This window comes from Streptosporangium sp. NPDC087985 (genome assembly GCF_044741965.1).
Lineage (GTDB): Bacteria > Actinomycetota > Actinomycetes > Streptosporangiales > Streptosporangiaceae > Streptosporangium.
The window spans coordinates 658301-677541 of the sequence record NZ_JBIUTQ010000002.1 but is presented as its reverse complement, the minus strand read 5'-3'; the positions used below and the strand labels follow the sequence as shown (position 1 = coordinate 677541).

18 protein-coding genes are annotated in these 19241 nt (G+C 68.6%); 7 read left to right on the top strand and 11 right to left on the bottom strand.

Annotated elements, in window-relative coordinates:
* Positions 1-30: 30 nt before the first annotated feature.
* The 6 genes from araB to ACIN94_RS08405 form a co-directional block, all read right to left on the bottom strand.
* Positions 31-1662, bottom strand: coding sequence for a ribulokinase (gene araB / locus ACIN94_RS08430; protein ID WP_400701702.1), 1632 nt, complete (start codon positions 1660-1662; stop codon positions 31-33).
* Positions 1663-1675: 13 nt separating this feature from the next.
* Positions 1676-2791 carry a galactofuranose ABC transporter, permease protein YjfF gene (yjfF, locus tag ACIN94_RS08425; protein ID WP_400701396.1) on the bottom strand — a complete coding sequence of 372 codons (1116 nt, stop codon included), beginning with the start codon at positions 2789-2791 and terminating at the stop codon, positions 1676-1678.
* The gene (locus ACIN94_RS08420) at positions 2788-3834 is read right to left on the bottom strand and encodes an ABC transporter permease (protein ID WP_400701393.1); all 1047 of its coding nucleotides are present in this window, start codon (positions 3832-3834) and stop codon (positions 2788-2790) included. The genes yjfF and ACIN94_RS08420 overlap by 4 nt, the downstream gene beginning before the upstream one ends.
* Complete coding sequence (locus tag ACIN94_RS08415) at positions 3831-5342, bottom strand: sugar ABC transporter ATP-binding protein (RefSeq protein ID WP_400701390.1); 1512 nt, start codon at positions 5340-5342, stop codon at positions 3831-3833. Before ACIN94_RS08415 ends, ACIN94_RS08420 begins: the two co-directional genes overlap by 4 nt.
* 57 nt (positions 5343-5399) lie before the next feature.
* On the bottom strand, positions 5400-6377 hold the full coding sequence (locus ACIN94_RS08410) for an ABC transporter substrate-binding protein (RefSeq protein WP_400701387.1): 978 nt from the start codon (positions 6375-6377) through the stop codon (positions 5400-5402).
* Between the two features lie 208 nt (positions 6378-6585).
* Positions 6586-7575, bottom strand: coding sequence for a LacI family DNA-binding transcriptional regulator (locus ACIN94_RS08405; RefSeq protein WP_400701699.1), 990 nt, complete (start codon positions 7573-7575; stop codon positions 6586-6588).
* Between the two features lie 327 nt (positions 7576-7902).
* Here ACIN94_RS08405 and ACIN94_RS08400 point away from each other — a divergent pair, with 327 nt between their 5' ends.
* The 6 genes from ACIN94_RS08400 (at position 7903) to ACIN94_RS08375 (ending at position 14080) form a co-directional block, all read left to right on the top strand.
* Complete coding sequence (locus ACIN94_RS08400; protein WP_400701384.1) at positions 7903-8595, top strand: FadR/GntR family transcriptional regulator; 693 nt, start codon at positions 7903-7905, stop codon at positions 8593-8595.
* 98 nt (positions 8596-8693) lie between these two features.
* Positions 8694-9560 (top strand): NAD(P)-dependent oxidoreductase, encoded by an 867-nt coding sequence (locus ACIN94_RS08395; protein ID WP_400701381.1) that lies wholly within the window; start codon positions 8694-8696, stop codon positions 9558-9560.
* 40 nt (positions 9561-9600) lie between these two features.
* Positions 9601-10920, top strand: coding sequence for an MFS transporter (locus tag ACIN94_RS08390; protein ID WP_400701378.1), 1320 nt, complete (start codon positions 9601-9603; stop codon positions 10918-10920).
* 19 nt (positions 10921-10939) lie between these two features.
* On the top strand, positions 10940-11830 hold the full coding sequence (locus ACIN94_RS08385; protein ID WP_400701375.1) for a transketolase: 891 nt from the start codon (positions 10940-10942) through the stop codon (positions 11828-11830).
* The gene (locus tag ACIN94_RS08380; protein WP_400701372.1) at positions 11827-12822 is read left to right on the top strand and encodes a transketolase family protein; all 996 of its coding nucleotides are present in this window, start codon (positions 11827-11829) and stop codon (positions 12820-12822) included. Before ACIN94_RS08385 ends, ACIN94_RS08380 begins: the two co-directional genes overlap by 4 nt.
* Before the next feature lie 13 nt (positions 12823-12835).
* A complete protein-coding gene (locus tag ACIN94_RS08375; RefSeq protein WP_400701369.1) occupies positions 12836-14080 on the top strand; it encodes a four-carbon acid sugar kinase family protein in 1245 nt (414 codons plus the stop codon).
* A gap of 78 nt (positions 14081-14158) precedes the next feature.
* On the opposite strand, the gene ACIN94_RS08370 is transcribed toward ACIN94_RS08375, so the two are convergent.
* The 5 genes from ACIN94_RS08370 to ACIN94_RS08350 form a co-directional block, all read right to left on the bottom strand.
* Positions 14159-14296, bottom strand: a complete 138-nt coding sequence (locus ACIN94_RS08370; protein WP_400701366.1) for a hypothetical protein — start codon at positions 14294-14296, stop codon at positions 14159-14161.
* Between the two features lie 289 nt (positions 14297-14585).
* A complete protein-coding gene (locus ACIN94_RS08365; RefSeq protein WP_400701363.1) occupies positions 14586-15092 on the bottom strand; it encodes a hypothetical protein in 507 nt (168 codons plus the stop codon).
* Entirely contained in the window at positions 15093-16997 is a 1905-nt protein-coding gene (locus ACIN94_RS08360; RefSeq protein WP_400701360.1) for an alpha/beta hydrolase, read from the bottom strand.
* A gap of 342 nt (positions 16998-17339) precedes the next feature.
* Positions 17340-17723, bottom strand: coding sequence for a hypothetical protein (locus tag ACIN94_RS08355; RefSeq protein ID WP_400701357.1), 384 nt, complete (start codon positions 17721-17723; stop codon positions 17340-17342).
* 304 nt (positions 17724-18027) lie between these two features.
* Positions 18028-18228 (bottom strand): DUF6879 family protein, encoded by a 201-nt coding sequence (locus ACIN94_RS08350; protein ID WP_400701354.1) that lies wholly within the window; start codon positions 18226-18228, stop codon positions 18028-18030.
* A 229-nt stretch (positions 18229-18457) separates the two neighbouring features.
* Between ACIN94_RS08350 and ACIN94_RS08345 the strand changes: the two genes are divergently transcribed.
* Entirely contained in the window at positions 18458-19219 is a 762-nt protein-coding gene (locus tag ACIN94_RS08345; protein ID WP_400701351.1) for an ion transporter, read from the top strand.
* The last annotated feature ends 22 nt before the right edge of the window (positions 19220-19241 follow it).

Sequence of the window (19241 nt, the reverse complement as noted above, 5' to 3'; positions counted from 1 at the left end):
AGAAGACCTGGTGCCAGCTCTGGGGGGAGGTCAATCGGTCACCTCGTTTCGGATGGCGCGGAGCCGGTGCAGCAGCTCACCGTCCGCGAAGTGGTCGTGAAGGACGCGGTATTCGGCGTACAGCCGGTCGTAGGCGTCGGCCCGCCCGGCGTCGGGCAGGTAGGCCGCCCGCTCCCGTCTGCCCATGACCGCGGCGGCCGAGGTGATGTCGGCGTAGGCGCCCGCGGCGACCGCCGCGTGGATCGCCGAGCCGAGCGCCGGGCCCTGTCCGGATCCGATCACCGAGAGCGGACGGCGCAGCACATCGGCGTAGACCTGCATGAGGAAGCGGTTCTTCAGCAGCCCGCCGGCGACGACGAACTCCTCCACCGCCACCCCCGCGGCCTCGAACGCCTCGACGATCACACGGGCGCCGAAGGCGGTGGCCTCGACGAGCGCCCGGTAGGTGTCCTCGGGCCTGGTCGCGAGCGTCTGGCCGACGATCACCGCGGAGAGGTTGTGGTCGACCAGCACGGAGCGGTTGCCGTTGTGCCAGTCGAGCGCGACCATCCCGTGCCGGCCGACCTTCTGGGCGGCGGCCAGCTCGGTCAGGTGCTCGTGCACGGTGAGGCCGCGGCTCGCGGCCTCCCGGGCGTAGGGCTCGGGCACCGACGTCTCGACGAACCAGGCGAAGATGTCCCCGACCCCCGACTGGCCCGCCTCGTAGCCCCACAGCCCCGGCACGATCCCGTCGCGCACCACACCGCACATGCCCGGAACCTCGGCGAGCCGGTCGGATGGCATGACGTGGCAGGTCGAGGTGCCCATGATGGCGACCATCTGGCCGGGCCGCACCGCGTCCGCGGCGGCGGCCGTGACGTGCGCGTCGACGTTGCCGACCGCGACCGCGATACCCTCGGGCAGCCCGGTCCACCGGGCGGCCCGAGCGGTCAGGCGACCGGCCAGGCCGCCGAGGGGTACCGGTTCCCGGCCGAGCTTGCCGGTGAAGCCGGCGAAGGCGGGGTTGAGCTCGGCCAGGAAGTCCTCGCCGGGGTAGCCGCCGTCCTGGTAGACGCCCTTGTAGCCGGCGGTGCAGACGTTGCGGGTCTCCACGCCGGTCAGTTCCCAGACGATCCAGTCGGCGGCCTCGATCCAGCGGTCGGCGTGGCCGTACACCTCCGGATCCTCCTCCAGGAGCTGCAGGCCCTTGGCGAACTCCCACTCGGCGGAGATCCTGCCGCCGTAGCGGGGCAGCCAGGTCTCCTTCCGCCGCTCGGCCAGGGCGTTGATCCGGTCGGCGTGCGGCTGCGCCGCGTGGTGCTTCCACAGCTTCGGCCAGGCGTGCGGCCGGTCCCTCAGCTCGGGCAGCTCGCACAGCGGCAGGCCGTCGGCGGTGGCCGGCAGCACGGTGCAGGCGGTGAAGTCGGTGCCGATGCCGATGACCTGTGAAGCGGGGACCCCCGAGGCGGCCAGCGCCTCCGGCACCGCGTGACGCAGCACCTCGCGCCAGTCCTCGGGCGACTGCAGTGCCCAGTCGGCCCCGAGGCGGACATCGGTGCCGGGCAGCCGTTCCTCGATCACGCGGTGGGCGTACTCGTGTACGGCGCCGCCCACCTCGGCGCCGTCGCTGACCCGTACCACGACGGCGCGGCCCGACAGCGTGCCGAAGTCGACGCCGACCACGTAACGGTCCTTGCTAATGCTCACGCAATCTCCCGTGCTCGGGTACGGCTCCGCCGTACCGCTGAACGATCCAGGTAGGGCGGCGCACCGAGATGAGGCGCTGCAGCAGGATGAAGGCCAGCAGGAGCAGGCCGATGAAGATCTTGGTCCACCAGGAGCTGAGCGTGCCCTCGAAGCTGATGATCGTCTGGATCAGGCCGAGAACGAGCACGCCGAGCACGGTGCCGAGCAGGTAGCCCGAGCCGCCGGTCAGCAGCGTGCCGCCGATGACGACGGCCGCGATCGCGTCCAGCTCCATGCCGACCGCGTGCAGGCCGTACCCCGACAGCATGTAGAAGGAGAGCAGCACGCCGCCGAGCGCCGAGCAGAAGCCGCTGACCGCGTAGACCGTGATCTTCGTCCTGGCCACCGGCAGGCCCATGAGCAGTGCCGACTGCTCACTTCCGCCGGTCGCGTAGACGTTGCGGCCCAGGCGGGTGTAATGCAGCACGTAGGCCGCGACGAGGACCACCGCGAGGGCGATGACCACGCTCGGTGAGACGGACGTGCCGCCGGGCAGCTCGACGCGGGTCTGGGCGAGGGCCGTGTAGGTCCCGTCGGTGATCGAGATGGAGTCGGTGCCGATGGTGTAGCAGAGGCCACGGGCCAGGAACATCCCGGCCAGCGTCACGATGAACGGCTGGATCTCGAAGTAGTGGACGATGCAGCCCATCGCGAGGCCGAGCGCCGCACCGATGGCCAGCACCAGGGGGATCACCACCTGCGGTGGCCAGCCCTGGTCCGTGACGAGGCTCGCCGAGATCATCGTGGACAGCGCGACCACCGCGCCGACCGACAGGTCGATACCGCCGGTGAGGATCACGAACGTCATGCCGACGGCGACGACGAGTAGGAAGGCGTTGTCGATGAAGACGTTGAGCACGACCTGGCCGGTGGCGAAGCTCTCATAGCGGATGCCTCCGGCGACGAACATCGCGACGGACAGACCGGCGGTCGCGAGGACCGGGACGTATTTCCGCGGGATCGCGCGGCGGCCGGCGAGGAGAGCGGCGCCCACCGGCCGCCCACCGCTCCCGGGCCGCTCCTTGCCCGCCGCCCGCTCCCCCGTCCGGGTCCGCTCCGCGTTCATGCCGGGACCTGCGCCTTCTCTTCGGCCGTCGAGGGTGCCTGCTGCCGGCGCCTGCGGCGGTGGAACACCTTCTGCCGGAAGGCCGGGGACTGCAGCAGGCAGACCGCGGTGACCACGAGCGCCTTGAACAGCAGCGTCGTCTCCGGCGGCACCCCGATCGAGTAGATCGTGGTGGTCAGCGTCTGGATGATGAGCGCGCCCATCACGGTGCCGCCGAGCGAGAACCGGCCACCGGCGAGCGAGGTGCCGCCGATGACGACGGCGAGGATGGCATCCAGCTCGATCCAGAGGCCGGCGTTGTTGCCGTCGGCGCTGGAGACGTTCGAGCTGATCATGAGTCCGGCGATGCCCGCGCACAGCGCGGCGAAGGTGTAGACCGTGATGATCACGCCGCGCGAGCGGATGCCCGCCAGGCGGCTCGCCTCGGCGTTGCCGCCGACCGACTCGATGAGCAGCCCGAGGGCGAGACGCCTGGTGAGCACCGCGGTCAGCGCGGAGACCGCCAGCACGACGATGATGCCGAACGGCAGCGTGAGCCAGTAGCCGCCGCCGATGAGCTTGTACGGGCCGCTGTTGACGGTGATGATCTGGCCGTCGGTGATGAGCTGGGCCAGGCCACGCCCCGCGACCATGAGGATCAGCGTCGCGATGATCGGCTGGATGCCGATCATCGCGACCAGGAGGCCGTTCCACATCCCCAGGCACAGGGAGAGCCCGAGGGCGAGGGCGGCGGCGGCGACCACGCCCGGAACGGAGCTCTGGTCGTCCAGGCCGCTGATCCGCAGGCAGGCCAGGGCTCCGGAGATCGCCACGACCGAGCCGACCGACAGGTCGATGCCGCCGGTGGCGATGACCAGGGTCATGCCGAGCGCGACGAGGATCAGCGGCGCGCCGAACCTGACGATGTCGATCAGGCTGCCGTAGAGGTGGCCGTCGCGCATCTGGACGGCGAAGAAGTGGTCGGTGAACAGCAGGTTGGCCAGCAGCAGGGCGGCCAGGACGACGGCGGGCCAGAAGTGCCGGTGTCTCAGGACGGTGTTCATGTGCGGGCCCCGCTCGCGATCGTCTCCGTGAGGACCTCGGTCGTGAGGGTGTCGTCGTTGTCCAGCTGTGCGACCAGCCGGCGGTCGCGCAGCACGCCGACCCTGTGGCTGAGCCGCAGCACCTCCTCCAGCTCGGCGGAGATGAACAGCACGGCCATGCCGCCGTCGGAGAGGGAGACGACCAGCCGCTGGATCTCCGCCTTGGCGCCGACGTCGATGCCCCGGGTGGGCTCGTCGAGGATGAGCAGGCGGGGTTCGAGGATGAGCCAGCGGGCCAGGAGCACCTTCTGCTGGTTGCCTCCGCTGAGGTTCTTGACCAGCTGCTCGGGGTTGGCGGGGTTGATCTTCAGTGCGGAGATGTATCTTCCGGCCAGCTCGTCCTGCCTGCGGCGCGGGATCGGCCTGGTCCAGCCGCGTACCGCCTGCAGGGCGAGGATGAGGTTCTCCCGCACGGTGAGGTCGGGGATGAGGCCCTCGGCCCGGCGGTTCTCCGAGCAGAACGCGATCCCGTGGTTCATGGCCGTCCGCGGGGTGCGCAGGCCGACCGGCCTGCCGCCGATCTTGACGGAGCCGGTGCCCGCGTGGTCGGCGCCGAACAGCAGCCGGGCGATCTCGGTGCGCCCGGAACCGAGCAGCCCCGCCAACCCGACGACCTCGCCCTCGTGGATGGTCAGAGTGAACGGCTCGATGGCCCCGGCCCGGCCCAGGCCCTCCGCCTCCACCAGCGACACCGTCTCCCGCGCGAGAGGCCTGCCCTCCAGCTTCTCCAGGTCGGCGAGCTCGCGACCGATCATCTTGCCGACCAGCTCGACCTGGCCGAGCTCGCCGGTGAGGTGCTCACCCACGAGCCGGCCGTTGCGCAGGATCGTCATGCGGTCGGCGATCTCGTAGACCTGGTCGAGGAAGTGCGAGACGAACAGGATCGCGATGCCCTCCTCCTTGAGCCGGCGCATCACCCGGAAGAGCTGGGCGACCTCCCCGGCGTCCAGGCTGGAGGTGGGCTCGTCCAGGATCAGCACCCGGGCCGAGACGTCCACGGCCCTGGCGATCGCAACCATCTGCTGCACGGCCGGCGAGCAGGACGACAGCGGCGCCGACACATCGATGCCGAGCTCCAGCCGGGCGAGCAGCTCGGCGGCCCGGCTGCGCGTCCGGCTCCACTGGATCCGGCCCAGGCGGCGCGGCTCGCGGCCGATGAAGATGTTCTCCGCGACCGAGAGGTTCGCGCAGAGGTTGACCTCCTGGTAGACGGTGCTGATCCCGGCCTGCTGGGCGGCCGTCGGGCCGGCGAAGGCGACCTTCCGCCCGTCCAGCTCGATCTCGCCGGCGTCGATGTCGTAGACCCCGGTGAGAACCTTGATGAGGGTCGACTTCCCGGCGCCGTTCTCCCCCATGAGCGCGTGCACCTCTCCCGGCAGCAGCCGGAAGTCGACGCCGGAGAGCGCTCTGACGCCGGGGAACTCCTTACTGATCCCGTTCATGCGCAGGATCGGGGCGGGTGCGGCCATGCGGCGTCCACCTTCCTCGATGGGGAGGGGCCGCTCCGGGAAGCGGCCCGTCGTCGATCAGTACTGGCGGCTCGGCAGGGCTTCCTTGGCCTGCTCCTGCGTGAACGTGGTCTCCTCCGTCACGACACGGGCCGGAACGCTCTCGCCCTTGACGACCTTCGCGGCCAGGTCCATCAGCTGCGGGCCGAGCAGCGGGCTGCACTCGACGATGTAGTTGATCTTTCCGTCGGCGAGGGCCTGCATGCCGTCCTTGACCGCGTCGATCGTAATGATCTTGATGTCCTTGCCGGGCACCTTGCCGGCGCCCTCGATCGCCTCGATGGCGCCGAGACCCATGTCGTCGTTGTGCGCGTAGAGCACGTCGATGTCCGGGTTGGACTTCAGGAAGGCCTCCATGACCTCCTTGCCCTTGGCCCGCGTGAAGTCGCCGGTCTGCGAGGCGATCACCTTGAACCTGGGGTCGGCCCCGATGACCTCGGCGAAGCCCGCCTTGCGGTCGTTGGCCGGCGCCGAGCCGGTGGTGCCCTGCAGTTCGACGATGTTCACCGAGTCCTTGGAGTCCTTGAACTCCTCAACCAGCCATTTACCGGCCTTGCGGCCCTCCTCGATGAAGTCTGAGCCGAGGAAGGTCCTGTAGAGGGTGGTGTCGGCGGAGTCCACGGCCCGGTCGGTGAGGATCACCGGGATGCCGGCGGTCCCGGCCTCCTTGAGCACGGTGTCCCAGCCGGACTCGACGACCGGCGAGAAGGCGATGACGTCCACCTTCTGCTGGATGTAGGAGCGGATGGCCTTGATCTGGTTCTCCTGCTTCTGCTGGGCGTCGGAGAACTTCAGCGTGACCCCGGCGTTCTCCGCCGCCTCCTGTACGGATTTGGTGTTGGCGGTGCGCCAGCCGCTCTCCGCTCCGACCTGGGAGAAGCCCATCGTGATCTTGCCGTCGCCGGGGGCGGAGCCGCCCGGCCCGCCACTCCCGCAGCCGGCCATCGTCATCGCCACGGCGCCGGCCAGGAACAGCGCCGAGATCCTCTTCAACATGGTGGGGGGTCCTCTCTGATGTGAGCGCTAACATCGCACGGCGACCCAGCGCCCTCCTTCTCTCTGTACGGCCTCTCTCTGTACGGTCTCCGTACGGCCCGGCTCGCTGTAAGGCCTGCGGCCTCTGTACGGTCGGTTCTCGGTACGGTCGGTTCTCGGTACGGTCGGTTCTCGGTACGGTCGGCGGAGGTTTTCCCCGTACGGCTGCTCAGCCCGGGGCCGCGGTACTGGCCCTGATGACGAACTCGGGTGGCACGACGAGACGTTCACGCGTCCCCGGCTCACGCGCCTCGACCTGCCGCAGGAGCACCTCGATGCTGTGCCTGCCCACGGCTTCGAAGTCCTGCCTGACGGTGGTGAGCGGAGGGGAGAAGAACTCCGACTCCGGGATGTCGTCGAAGCCCACGATGCTGATCTGCTCGGGAACCCTCACCCCTTCCTCGGTGAACGCCCGCAGGACGCCGAGGGCCATCTGGTCGTTGGCCACGAAGACCGCGGTGACGTCGGCCGCCCTCGCGACCAGGTGCCGGCCGGCCGCGTAGCCGGAGCGCGGGCTCCAGTCACCGCCCAGCGGTTCGGGGACCGGACGCCCGGCGGCGGCCAGCACGCCGCGCCAGCCCTCGATCCGCCCCTCCGCCTCCAGCCAGTCCGAAGGGCCACTGACGTGCCAGACCGTCTCGTGGCCCAGGGCCAGAAGGTGTTCGGTGACCATCCTGGCGCCCGCGATCTGGTCGACGCTGACCACGGACACGTCCCCCACGTGGTCACCCTCGACGGCCACGGCGGGCATGCCCGGGGGTAGGTCGCCGAGCGCGAGGGCCGCCGACCGCTGCGGCGCGACCACGACGACGCCGTCGACGCCCTGGTCGGCGAGGTAGTCGAGCGCGTCACGCACCCCCGCCCTGTCGATGGTGCGCAGGCTGACGACGCTCACGAAGTAGTCCGCCGCCCTGGCCGCCCGCTCGATGCTGTAGACCGTGCTGGCCGGGCCGTAGAGGGTGGTGTCGAAGCTGACCACGCCCAGCCTCCGCGAGTGCTTGGTGACCAGTGCGCGAGCGGCCAAGTTCCGGCGGTAGCCCAGCCGGTCGATCGCTTCCAGGACCCTCGTCCGGGTCTCGGCGCGGACGTTGGGATGGTCGTTGAGCACCCGGGAGACCGTCTGGTGCGACACGCCGGCCACTCTGGCCACGTCGGCCATCACGGGTGGACGGTGCTCCGAGGTCGGTCCCACAGCCTTGCTCCTCTCAACCTGGGCACGACTGTGAACGCTAACAACGCCCCCGTCAAGGACCCGCCGGATCACGGTCCGGTCACGCGGCACCGCCCCGTCACCATGCTGCCGATGTGCGACACCCGGCCCCGGCCCCCGGTCTGGCCGACGGGCACCACCGCGACGATCCCGCATCTCCGTCCGCGGTGCCCACCTTGACCGGAAATAGGTCTAACCAATCTGTTGACCTGGGAGCAGTACAGCCTTAACCTCGTTGCAATTGGTTTGACCAAAGGATTGCGAGAGGAGGCGGGCATGGATCTGGCGTTCCTGGTTCGGAGCCTTGCCGAGAAGGCGAGCCCCGAGCCCGCCACCGGCCGCCTGCGCCTGCCCACGGAGCGCGAGCTGGTGACCTCCATGGAAGTCAGCCGGGGATCCCTGCGTGAGCAGTTGTCGATGCTGGAGATGCTGGGCTTCCTGGACCGCACGCAGGGCCGGGGTTCGTACCTGAGCACCCCGGACGCCGGCTTCATCCAGCTCTACTTCGACCTGTGCATCCAGCTCGGCCACCTGAGCCAGGAGCAGTTCACGTCGGCACGGAAGATGCTCGAGGTGTCCATCGCCGAGGCGGCGGCGAGGCTGGCCACCGCCGACGACGTCGACGACCTACGTGCTCTCGTCGACGAGATGGTCAAGGCCAGCGGCGAGGGCGACGACGAGCGCGCCCTCGAGGCGGACCTGGAGTTCCATCGCCGCCTCTCCCTGGTCGTCGACAACCCCGTCTTCAACATGGTCCACGACGGCCTCAGCCACGTGCTCCGCAGCGAAGTCGTCGAGCGCCGCCGGTTGGCGGTGGAGCGCGAACCGCTGGCCCCGGGGAAGACCCGGGTCATCGACACCGTCCACTACGGGATCGTCGAGGCCATCAGCGAACGTGACGGTGAAGGCGCCCGGATCGCGATGCGCAGGCACTTCGAGGCGTGGTCCTCCCTCACGCACTCGCCGTAGGTCCCGGCTCCCGCAACAGCGACATGGCCGGCCCCGGCCGGGGCCGGCCACGCCTCACCCGGAAACAGGGCCAGAGCGCCCAGAACAGAAGGACATCCATGAGCGACCCAAGCGTCGTCTTCGTCGGTATCGGCGCCATCGGCCTGCCGATGGCGACCCAGCTGGTGTCCGCCGGCTACACGGTCACGGGAGTGGACCCGCTGCCGGCCGCGCACGGACGGGCCGGCGCCGCCGGTGTACGGGCGGTCACCCGGTTCTCCGAAGCCCCCAAGGCCGAGTCCGTGGTCGTCATGGTCGCCACTCCGGCGCAGCTCGACGACCTCGTGACGGAGGCGCTGGCGGCCGATGTGACCGGTCAGCGCTGGATCGTGATGAGCACGGTGGGCCCGGAGTCGGTGCGCGAGCAGGCCGCCCGGCTGGAGTCGGCCGGTGCGGCCGTCATCGACGTACCGGTCACCGGCGGAGTGGCCCGGGCCCGGACCGGCGAGCTCACCCTGTTCGCCTCGGGCCCGGCGGCCGACATCGAGGCCGCCCGTCCCATCCTCGAACGGTTTGGAACGGTCCACAAGGTCGGAGCCGCGCTCGGCGACGGCCAGGCCATCAAGGTGGTCAACCAGCACCTGTGCTCGGTCCACATCGTGGCCGCGGCCGAGGCCCTCGCCCTCGCCTCCGCGCTCGGACTGGACCGGGAGAAGGTCCTCTCCCTCGTGGAGCGGGGGGCCGCCGGGTCATGGATGCTCTCCGACCGCGGGCCGCGCATGTTGCAGGGCACCGACGTCGACGTCACCAGCACGATCAACATCTTCGTCAAGGACAGCGGCCTCGTGTCCGAGGCCGCGCGGGCGGCCGGGGCTCAGACCCCCCTCCTCGACGTCGCCCAGGCCCGCTACCTGCAGGCCGCCGATGCGGGCCTTTCGACACGCGACGACTCGCGTGTCATCGAAACGTACGGACTCCCCCAGTGATCCAGATCATTAAGATCATTAAGATAGCAAGGAGCGGCAGATGACCGCTGCATCCAACGTCGCCGGCGCCCGCCAGGACAGCCCCGCAAAGGTGTCCTTCGCCTCGATGATCGGCACCGCGGTGGAGAGCTACGACTTCTTCATCTACGGCACCGCCTCGGCCGCCTACTTCGGCACGGTGTTCTTCCAAGCCGAGGACAAGCTCGTCGGCGTCCTGGCGTCGTTCGCCACGCTCGCCGTCGGCTTCCTGTTCCGCCCGCTCGGCGGTTACCTCGCCGGACACTACGGCGACCGGCTCGGCCGCAAGACGATCCTCATGTGGTCGCTGGTGGTCATGGGCGTCGCGACCGTCCTGGTGGGCGTGCTGCCGACCTACGAACAGGCGGGCCCTCTCGCCCCGATCCTGCTGATCCTGCTGCGGATCGTCCAGGGCATCGGCTTCGGCGCCGAGTGGGGCGGAGCCGTCCTGATGGCCGTCGAACACGCTCCCCCACGCCGCCGCGGCTTCTTCGGCGCGGTCCCGCAGATCGGCATCCCCGCCGGACTCCTGCTCGCCAACGGCGCGTTCCTGCTCAGCGCGGCACTGTTCGAGGGCTCCTGGGTGTGGCGGATGCCCTTCCTCCTGTCCGTCGTGATGGTCGGCGTCGGCCTCTTCATCCGGATGAAGATCACCGAGTCCCCCGACTTCACCGAGATGAAGAAGAACAACGAGATCCGCAAGGCCCCGGCGCTGGACGTCCTCAAGCGTGACTGGCGGGTGATCCTCAAGATCATCACCCTGCGGCTCGCGGAGACCGGCGGATACTACGTGACCACCAGCTTCGTCCTCTCCTACGTGGTCCTCGCCGAACTGACCACCAAGGAGAACGTGCTGATCGGCACCATGGTCGGATCCGCGCTCGGCCTGGGCAGCCACCTGCTGTACGGCGCGCTGTCCGACCGGATCGGCCGCAAGCCCGTGTTCCTGATCGGCTCGCTGTTCACGATCGCGTTCGGCATCCCGATGTTCCTCATGGTCAACACCGGCGCGGTCATCATGGTCGTCGTCGCGGTCGCCCTGGGGCTGCTGCTGAGCCACGACCCGATCTTCGCCGTGGAGTCCTCCTGGTTCTCCGAGCAGTTCCCCCGCGACGTCCGCTCCTCGGGCATCTCCCTTGGCTACAACGGTGCCTCGCTGATCGCCGGCCTGCTGCCCTTCCTGGCGACAGCCCTGTACGGATCCATCGGGTGGATCGGTCCCGCAGTGCTGTTCATGCTGCTCGGCGTGGTCTCGACGATCGCCGCCGTCTTCACCCCGGAGACCGCCCCGGTCAAGGTCGGCACCACGGCACCGTCCGAGACCAAGCCGGCGACTGTCTGAAGAGAGAGCGAGAAGATTCATGACCACACTCAGTGAGCCGCAGGCCGACCGTCTCGACCTGGCATCACGGGCGGAGAAGGTGCGCGGTGCGGCCTACCGCATGCGCCACCACACCCTGAACATGGGCGAGGTGCAGGGCCAGGGCTACGTCGGCCAGGCACTCGGTGTCGCCGACATGCTGGCGGTCACCTACGTCGACCAGCTCCGCTACCGGGCCGACGACGAACACTGGGCGGAGCGCGACAGGTTCCTGCTGTCCACCGGCCACTACGCCATCGCCCTCTACGCGGCACTGGCCGAAGCGGGCATTGTGCCCCTCGACGAGCTGGAGACCTACGGCTCCGACGGGTCGAGGCTCCCGATGTCCGGCATGGCGTCCTACACCCCCGGCATGGAGATCTCGGGAGGCTCCCTCGGGCACGGGCTGACCGTCGCGGTCGGCATGGCCCTGGGGCTGCGGCACCAGGGGTCGAGCGCGCGGATCTTCAACTTCCTGTCCGACGGAGAGCTGGACGAGGGCTCGACCTGGGAGGCCGCCATGGGCGCCTCCCACCACAAGCTCGGTCACCTGACCGCGATGGTCGACATGAACGCCCTGCAGGCCGACGGGAAGACCGAGACGGTCATGCACATCGAGCCGGCGGAGGAGAAGTGGGCCGCCGCGGGGTGGTTCACCCAGCGCGTCGACGGCAACGACGTGGAGGCGCTGCTGGCGGCCTTCGACGCCGCCGCGGAGCAGGCCCGCCCGGAGGGCCGGCCCTCGGTGATCCTGTGCGACACCCTGATCGGCCGGGGCGTCCCGTTGCTGGAGGCCCGCGAGAAGGCCCACTTCATGCGGATCGACGAGGACGAGTGGGAGCTGTGCCGTCAGCAGCTGACGGCTGGGTACGAAGGAGTGGAAGCACGATGAGCACCGCGACGGGCACCAGACGCCTGACGACCTCGGCGATGATCGCCTCATTCGCCGACCCCGGGCAGAAGACCGCGGACGCGCCCTTCGGCCACGCCCTGGCCGCCCTGGCGGAGCAGGACCAGCGCATCGTGGGACTCACCGCGGACCTGGGCAAGTACACGGACATGCACATCTTCGCCAAGGCCCACCCGGAGCGGTTCTTCCAGATGGGCATGGCGGAGCAGCTGCTGCTCGGAGCGGCGGCGGGCATGGCCGAGGTCGGCCTCGTGCCGTTCGCGTCGACGTACTCGGTGTTCGCGGCACGCCGCGCGTACGACTTCCTGTGCCTGGACATCGCCGAGCCGAACCTGAACGTGAACGTCGTGGGCGGCCTGCCGGGCCTGACCACGGGGTACGGCCCGAGCCACCAGGCCACAGAGGACATCGCCATCTTCCGCGGCATGCCGAACCTGACGATCGTCGACCCGTGCGACTCCGTCGACATCGAGCAGGCGGTGCCCCAGCTGGCCGCATCCGACGGCCCGACCTACCTGCGCCTGCTCCGCGGCAAGGTGCCCACGGTCCTCGACGAGTACGACTACACCTTCCGGCTGGGTAAGGCGGCGGTGCTCCGCGGCGGCAACGACGTCGTGTTCGTGTCGAGCGGCCTGATGACGATGCGCGCGCTGCAGGCGGCGGAGGAGCTGGCCAGGCACAACGTCGACGTCGCGGTGGTCCACACCCCGACGATCAAGCCCTTCGACGCCGAGACCGTCCTCGCCGAGGTCGACAGCGACCGGCTCGTGGTCACGCTCGAGAACCACACCGTGGTGGGCGGCCTCTTCGAGACGGTCGCCTCGGCGGTCGTGCGGGCCGGAATCGGCAAGCGGGTCGTCCCCATCGCCCTCCCGGACGAGTTCCTGGACGCCGGCGCCCTGCCCACCCTGCACGAGCGGTACGGCCTGGCCACCAGCACCGTCGTCGCCAAGGTGCTCGGCGAGCTGGCATGAGCGGCCGGCCGTGATGAAGACCGTCGTACTCGACGACGACCCGACCGGCACCCAGTCGGCCAGTGGGGTCAGGGTGCTCCTGCGCTGGGACGCCGCCCTGCTCACCGAGACGCTGCGCACGGTGGACTCGGTCTACCTGCAGACCAACTCGCGGGCAATCGACGAGGCCGCGGCGGTGGCGCTGTGCCGGCGGATCCGCGGTGAGGTCGACGCGGCCTCGGCCGAACTGGGGACAGAGATCCAGGTCGTGCTGCGCGGGGACTCGACGCTGCGCGGACACGTCTTCGCCGAGACGGACGTGTTCACCACGGACACCAGCCCGATCCTCTTCCTGCCGGCCTTCCCCGACGGGGGGCGCACCACCGTCGGCGGGGTGCACTATGTCCAGGTGGGAGGGGTGCCGACACCCGCCCACCTGACGGAGTACGCCGACGACCCCGTCTTCCCCTTCCACCACAGCGACATGGTCGGGTACGTGCGGGAGATCGGCGGCAGGGAGGCGTTCCCGGTGCCGATCGAGGACGTCCGCTCCTCACGGGGCGAGGCCGTGGCCACCGCCCTGCTCACCGCGCCGGGCCGTACCGTGGTGGCGCCGGACGCCGAGACCGACGAGGACGTCGGCCTGGTCCACCGGGGCCTGCTGGCGGCCCGGGAGCGGGGCAGGCCCGTGGTCGTCCGTTCCGCGGCGCCGCTGGCCGCCCGGTGCGCCGGTGCGGTCAGCCGGGAGCTGCTGCCGCGACCGCTGAACGGCGGCCGCGGCCCCGTCCTGGTCGTGTGCGGTTCGCACACGTCAGGGGCGACCGCGCAGCTCGCGGAACTCGAGAGGCGCCGTGGCGTCACCTCGCTGGCCGTCAGCACCGGAGCGGCGCTGCGGGACAGCGCGGCGGCCGGCCACGCCGTCGTCGCGGACGCGGAGAAGGCACTGGCCCGGGAGGGCATCGTGGTGATCAGCTCGGAGCGGGTACGCCACGACAGCCACAACACCCTCGCGCACGGCGAAGCGGTGATGGCCGCCCTCATGACGGCGGTCCGAGAGCTGTCGGACACGGCCCGCGTGGTGGTCTCCAAGGGAGGCATCACCTCGGCCGAGGTGGCGGCCACCGGGCTACGGGCCGCCTCCGCCACCGTACGGGGCCAGGTTCTCCCCGGTGTGTCCGTCTGGGATCTGGACACCGACGCGGCCGCGGCGACCTGCGTCATCGTGCCGGGCAACGTCGGCGGCCCGGACACCCTGGCGGACATCGTCGAGGCGATCTAGACGCCCGGCTTGAGGTAGAACCGCGATCCGGGAGAAAGGGGGAGAGGAGACGGTCTCCCGGTCACCGCCGTCTGGCGGTCACTCCAGGTCGCCGTCCTCGGTCCAGTAGGTCGTGGTCCATTCGGCGCCGCACCGGCAGCGCTTCAGCTCGACCAGGTCGCCCTCTTCGGTCATGGCCAGGCCGTGGGCGATACGGACGTGAACGTGTGTACTCATGGCGGATCGACTTCCGATTGATCATTCGATGCCCCGGCCAGACTTCAGGCATCAACACTCCGGCGCCTATCGGGCGGAAACCGGCCGACGACCTGGGCCGGACGAGAAACTCTCCTTACTGTCTACCTGAAGTAAGGACCAGGCGACACGGTTCTCGCGATGTTTTACCCGAGGTCAAGACATCACCCGCACGGAAAGACATAGACGGGAGAGATGTCAAGCTAAGGCAAAATGACCGGTTAGGTGCTTGGTACCCCGGCCACGGGGAGAGCGTCCCACCGCCGGCGCGTCAACCACTGGAGGAAGGCTCCGGCGTCCCATTCGGCCAAACGCAGGGCGAGGTAGACGCCAGATTCAGCACAACATCATCACCGGCATCGGTGGGCGCAAGAGAGAGCAGGAAGTCGTCGGGCCGGGAGCGCCCCGAGATGTTGAGGCCGTTCGTGGAGATGCCCTCGATGTAGTGGCCCTGCTGCTCCCAGTACTGCTTGACCTGCCTGGCTACTTCCGCAACCTGGTCCTGGGGAATATCCCGCAGGTAGTAGGAGCGGTTCATCACGACCCGATCCTCGGAACCTCCGTCGGTCGGGTCAAGGCAGCTGTTGGGGTTGAGACTGGGACGGTAGAGATCCAGGCGGGGCTTTGGCCTGATCACGGCGGCCGTCTCCTTGATGAGCTGCTCGACCCGCGCCAGCGCCTGGGCCTCGGTCATGGTGGGTCGGTTCACTGCTTCTCCTCCAGTGCAGCCAGCGGTGAGGATGACAATGGCAACGATCATCGCGGTGAGGCGTGACATCTATTCTCCGGCCGGTGTGGGCGAGGGCTGTGGGTGGGGTGACGGCCTCTCCGTCGGCATCGCACGTGGCAACCGTGGCGGCGGAGGAGGCGGGGCAAGGGGAGGCGGCGGGGTCACCGTGGGAGTCGCAGACGGTTCGGGAAACGGGACGAGATAGTCATACTGGCCGTTGACCAGATATCCGATGTTCTTGAGTGACGAAGAGTCGTCGTCCCAGTACTTCGAGTGGGCCTCGAAGGTGTAGGCGGGGTCTCCGGAGTCCTTGACGTAGAACTGCTGGGCGCCGAACTCGGTTGCGCTGGGGTCGATGCCGAGCGGGCCGCTCACTGCCGGAAGGTGCAGCGCGTCGTCGTTGAGGGTCCCGGTGAACTGGAGCGGGATGGAGCCCACATCGCCCACCGGATCGTTGGGCGCCTCCCCCACCCACACCGAGCCGACTCCCAGGTCCTTCGCCTTCACCGCGCCCATGCCAGGACTTCCCACGGCGATCAACTGATCGGCGAAGGCGTGCGGGCGCTGCTGAGCGGCCACGCCGACCACCGTCGACCCATAGCTGTGTCCCAGCACGGTGAACCGGACGTCGGAGGCCGCCTTGTGCGCGGCACGCAGGCCGTCGGCGAAGCTGGCCAGCAACGGAGCTCCCTCCAGAGCGGCGTTCATGTTGACAACCGTCCGGGTCAGGCTCAGGGTCGAACCCCACAGCGGGGCCTCGTAGCCGAGCCAGGCGATGGAAGCGATCTTCTTGTCTGCTTGGAACTTGTTTGCCTGGTCCCACGTGACGGCAGCGCGCTTGGCATCACCGACGAAGCCTTCCAGCGTGGTGCCGGTGCCGGGAACGTAGGCGACCAGGTTGTCGGCCTCATCGGGGTTTCCAAACGAGATGGCGGTCTTGCCCGGACCGCCCAGCTCCAGTTGGAGCAGGAACGCCGGTGGACGGCCGTTCTGCCCGGCGAGAGCCAACCCCTTTTCCACGGCCGCGATCTGCCGCGCCTTCAACTCCAGTTCCTTGATCTTCTCATTCATCTTCCCCAAGGACCTGTACAGCTCTGTCGGGTCTCCAGGAACCACAGCTCTCCGGACATTCGGGTTGACAATCAGGTTCTGCCGCATCTGCTTGAGCTTCTCCTGCGTCTCCGCCCAGGACTTACGCAGCCGTTCCAGCTCCGGAAGGATCGCGGCCTTCTGACCGGCCAGATAGTTCCGGTTGGCCTGGTCTCGGACCGTGGCCGGGAGGCCGTTCAGGGAGCCGATCAAGCTCGGGGAGGCGGCGATCAGCCGGCTCTGGGCCGCCGGGCCGAGCTGCCCCCACCAGGCGTTGAGCCGGGCGGCCAGAGTTGTGTCCTTACCGGTCCGCTGCAGGTCCAGCAGCGCCTTCAACGCCACGACGTCCCCGTCACCCGCAGCGGCTGTCAGCTTCCCGGTCCCGTCCGGATCGGGGGCATACCCGCCGAAGAGCCCGAAGCCGGTCACCGCCTGGGAGGCCGTGCCGAAATCATGCTGCTGCTGGATCGTGGTCAGCCGCCCCTGCAGGTCCCTGGCCTGCTCGCCTGCCCAGACTCCGATGTCGCGGACCTGCTGGCCGGACGGGGAGGAGAGGCACAGTGCCGACAGCTCGCCGCCCAGCCGGCTGCCGGCCTCGGACAGCTCCCACCCGGCCCGTCGCAGGTCGGCCACCATGCGGTTCATGGCGGTGACGTCCATCCCGGAGAAAGAGTTAGGCGACGCCCCCATCGCACTGATCGACGTCGAGAACGACAGCACGTGTGCCTGCCCGCCGAGCTGCCTGATCCGCTGCGCTATCCCCTCGGCCGCCGTCTGAAAAGCCAGCTGAAGGCTCGCGCGCCGGCCCGCCAGCTTCTGGGCGAAAACCGGGGCTCCCCCGCCGACCCACGCGTGTGCCGCCATGCCCCGCACACACGGATCCAGCGCCGAGGCAAACGCTTCGGCGAGCCCCGTGACCCGCGATAACGCCGCCTCTAATTCCGCTGTCGCATTCGACGCCACAACGCGCCAGAGTCTCACAGGAACCTTATAGGAGCAAGATCTGACGTTGAAGTCACTCAAATCCGGCATTCAGATCACATGCTCGCCGCAAATCACCAACTTCGACTAATAAATAAAGGATCTCCCGATATGTGAGGGTCAAATGATCGCCGTTCGTTGAACGGCAAGCCGGCTCGGAGGCTGATCGACCAGATAAAAATAGGCCGGCCCGCCCAAGGCAGACCGGCCCACGCCAGGACGCTTCTACCGCTCAAACCAGCGGGTTGCCCCAGTGCCGAACAGTATGGCGACCGCGATGACGGCCAGCACCGTGTTGATCAGCGCGGGGATGCTTACGCCGAGCATGAGAAACATGCTGTATCCGTGTTCCAGGATCGAAACTCCCTCAACCCCGATGCTCGCCCGGCGCACCCACTGCCTCCGCGAGCGGAAGCCGATCGACAGCGGGCCCATCAGCACTAGGGGGGCGATGACCGGGTAGAAGAACCACGGAAGGCTCCCAAAGCCGGGCATGCCACTCATGAAAAGGACGGCGAGGACGAGCAGAATCTCCAGCGCTCCGAGGACCGTCTGTATCCACATAATCCACTGGACTGCTCTTATCTCCCCAGGCATGCGCGCCTTCACCTGCGGATCTAACGGAATACGGGGCTCGGACACCAAACCTCCGGATGATGGAGCGGGGGTCGCCTGACGAGGAGCAGGTAAATCGGCTCTTTGATTTCGAGAGGGCCATGCCGCCGTGACCGGACAGGTTCACCGTCCGCGCGTGGTCGCCGTCTCCTTCCCCTATCTTCGCGGTAACCGCATCCTCCTGTCCCCTCAACGGTCTTCAAACTCATCGTCACAACTTCAGGCCACCTCTTGAATGTGCGCCCAAGGGACCAGAGAAGCCAGCGGTCGTAATTCAATGCATGCAGCGCGGTCTCCTTCATCCGCTCCGCAGGACCATAAGCTCCAGCCATGATCCGAGCCGCTCCTCACCGGAGCCGTGTCCGGCCGGGAAGCTCCGGAACAGCTCGTTCTCCTCAGGGACGCCATAGGCGGTGCGCGCCTCCAGGCGGTAGGCCACGTGCTCGAACTCCGAGAACAGGGTAAGGAAGGCGGCACCGTCAGTGATCAGAATCCCCATCCCAGGCGGAGTCGGCCCGCTCCGGAGTTCTTCACCTAGATCAACACCCCGCTCTCCCATGACGTGTGTCATGCTTTTCGGGGTCGCTCATGAGGGATTCCGCGCGGAGGCTTACGATGATCGGCATTTGACTCTTTCCCCTCCAGGAGTAGACCCCTTGCCAGGGCAAGCACGCATCCGTTCCTTCCTCGAAAGTCAGCGTTTTCAGCGGGCTGTCATAGCCGTCATCGTGATCAACGCGATCACGATCGGCTGCGAGACCTCTTCCTATCTGACGGATCGGATCGGCGGGTTACTGCACGTCGTCGACCGGATCGCCCTGACGGTCTTCGCCGTCGAACTCGTCGCTCGGCTGTACGCCTACCGGGGCGCGTTCTTCAGGGATCCGTGGCACTGGTTCGACACGATCATCGTGATCGTCGCGCTGATCCCGTCGTCCGGCCCGGCCTCGGTGCTACGGACCCTGCGAATCATGCGGGCACTACGCCTGGTCACGGCAGTCCCCAGCATGCGTAAGGTCGTCGGCGCGCTGTTAACCGCCATGCCCGGGATGGGCGCGATCGTCGGGCTGCTGCTCCTGGTCACGTACATCGCGGCGGTCCTGGGGACCCAGCTGTTCCGTGAGGTCGCCCCCGACCACTTCGGCAGGCTGCCCACGTCGCTGTTCACCCTGTTCCAGGTTATGACCGGCGAAGCCTGGCCGGACATCGCCCAGGAGGTCATGGCCCAGAGACCCTGGGCGTGGGTCTTCTTCGTTGTCTACATCCTGGCGGCCTCCTACGTGGTGCTCAACCTGTTCGTCGCCGTGGTGGTCAACGCCATGGACGACCAGAACACCTCCGCCGAGGAACAACGGATCGACGACCAGCTCACCGCCATCCTGAACGAGCTCGGCCGCCTGCACGCCAGGATCGACGCGATACAGGGTGTCCCGCAAACGCCCCAGCCCGTCAAGGCACCGCGCAAAGGCGCCGCCCGCCGCTCCCGCTGATCGGGGCTCATACGGGAGCCGA

What these genes read in the sequence shown, in the direction of transcription:
- ACIN94_RS08385 (WP_400701375.1), top strand. Translation starts at nt 10,940, where the DNA reads ATGACCACACTCAGTGAGCCGCAGGCCGACCGTCTCGACCTGGCATCA.
- yjfF (WP_400701396.1), bottom strand. Translation starts at nt 2,791, where the DNA reads ATGAACGCGGAGCGGACCCGGACGGGGGAGCGGGCGGCGGGCAAGGAG.
- ACIN94_RS08400 (WP_400701384.1), top strand. Translation starts at nt 7,903, where the DNA reads ATGGATCTGGCGTTCCTGGTTCGGAGCCTTGCCGAGAAGGCGAGCCCC.
- ACIN94_RS08370 (WP_400701366.1), bottom strand. Translation starts at nt 14,296, where the DNA reads ATGAGTACACACGTTCACGTCCGTATCGCCCACGGCCTGGCCATGACC.
- ACIN94_RS08415 (WP_400701390.1), bottom strand. Translation starts at nt 5,342, where the DNA reads ATGGCCGCACCCGCCCCGATCCTGCGCATGAACGGGATCAGTAAGGAG.
- ACIN94_RS08375 (WP_400701369.1), top strand. Translation starts at nt 12,836, where the DNA reads ATGAAGACCGTCGTACTCGACGACGACCCGACCGGCACCCAGTCGGCC.
- ACIN94_RS08410 (WP_400701387.1), bottom strand. Translation starts at nt 6,377, where the DNA reads ATGTTGAAGAGGATCTCGGCGCTGTTCCTGGCCGGCGCCGTGGCGATG.
- ACIN94_RS08395 (WP_400701381.1), top strand. Translation starts at nt 8,694, where the DNA reads ATGAGCGACCCAAGCGTCGTCTTCGTCGGTATCGGCGCCATCGGCCTG.
- ACIN94_RS08360 (WP_400701360.1), bottom strand. Translation starts at nt 16,997, where the DNA reads ATGGCGGCACACGCGTGGGTCGGCGGGGGAGCCCCGGTTTTCGCCCAG.
- ACIN94_RS08350 (WP_400701354.1), bottom strand. Translation starts at nt 18,228, where the DNA reads ATGGGGATTCTGATCACTGACGGTGCCGCCTTCCTTACCCTGTTCTCG.
- ACIN94_RS08380 (WP_400701372.1), top strand. Translation starts at nt 11,827, where the DNA reads ATGAGCACCGCGACGGGCACCAGACGCCTGACGACCTCGGCGATGATC.
- ACIN94_RS08365 (WP_400701363.1), bottom strand. Translation starts at nt 15,092, where the DNA reads ATGTCACGCCTCACCGCGATGATCGTTGCCATTGTCATCCTCACCGCT.
- ACIN94_RS08420 (WP_400701393.1), bottom strand. Translation starts at nt 3,834, where the DNA reads ATGAACACCGTCCTGAGACACCGGCACTTCTGGCCCGCCGTCGTCCTG.
- ACIN94_RS08390 (WP_400701378.1), top strand. Translation starts at nt 9,601, where the DNA reads ATGACCGCTGCATCCAACGTCGCCGGCGCCCGCCAGGACAGCCCCGCA.
- ACIN94_RS08405 (WP_400701699.1), bottom strand. Translation starts at nt 7,575, where the DNA reads ATGGCCGACGTGGCCAGAGTGGCCGGCGTGTCGCACCAGACGGTCTCC.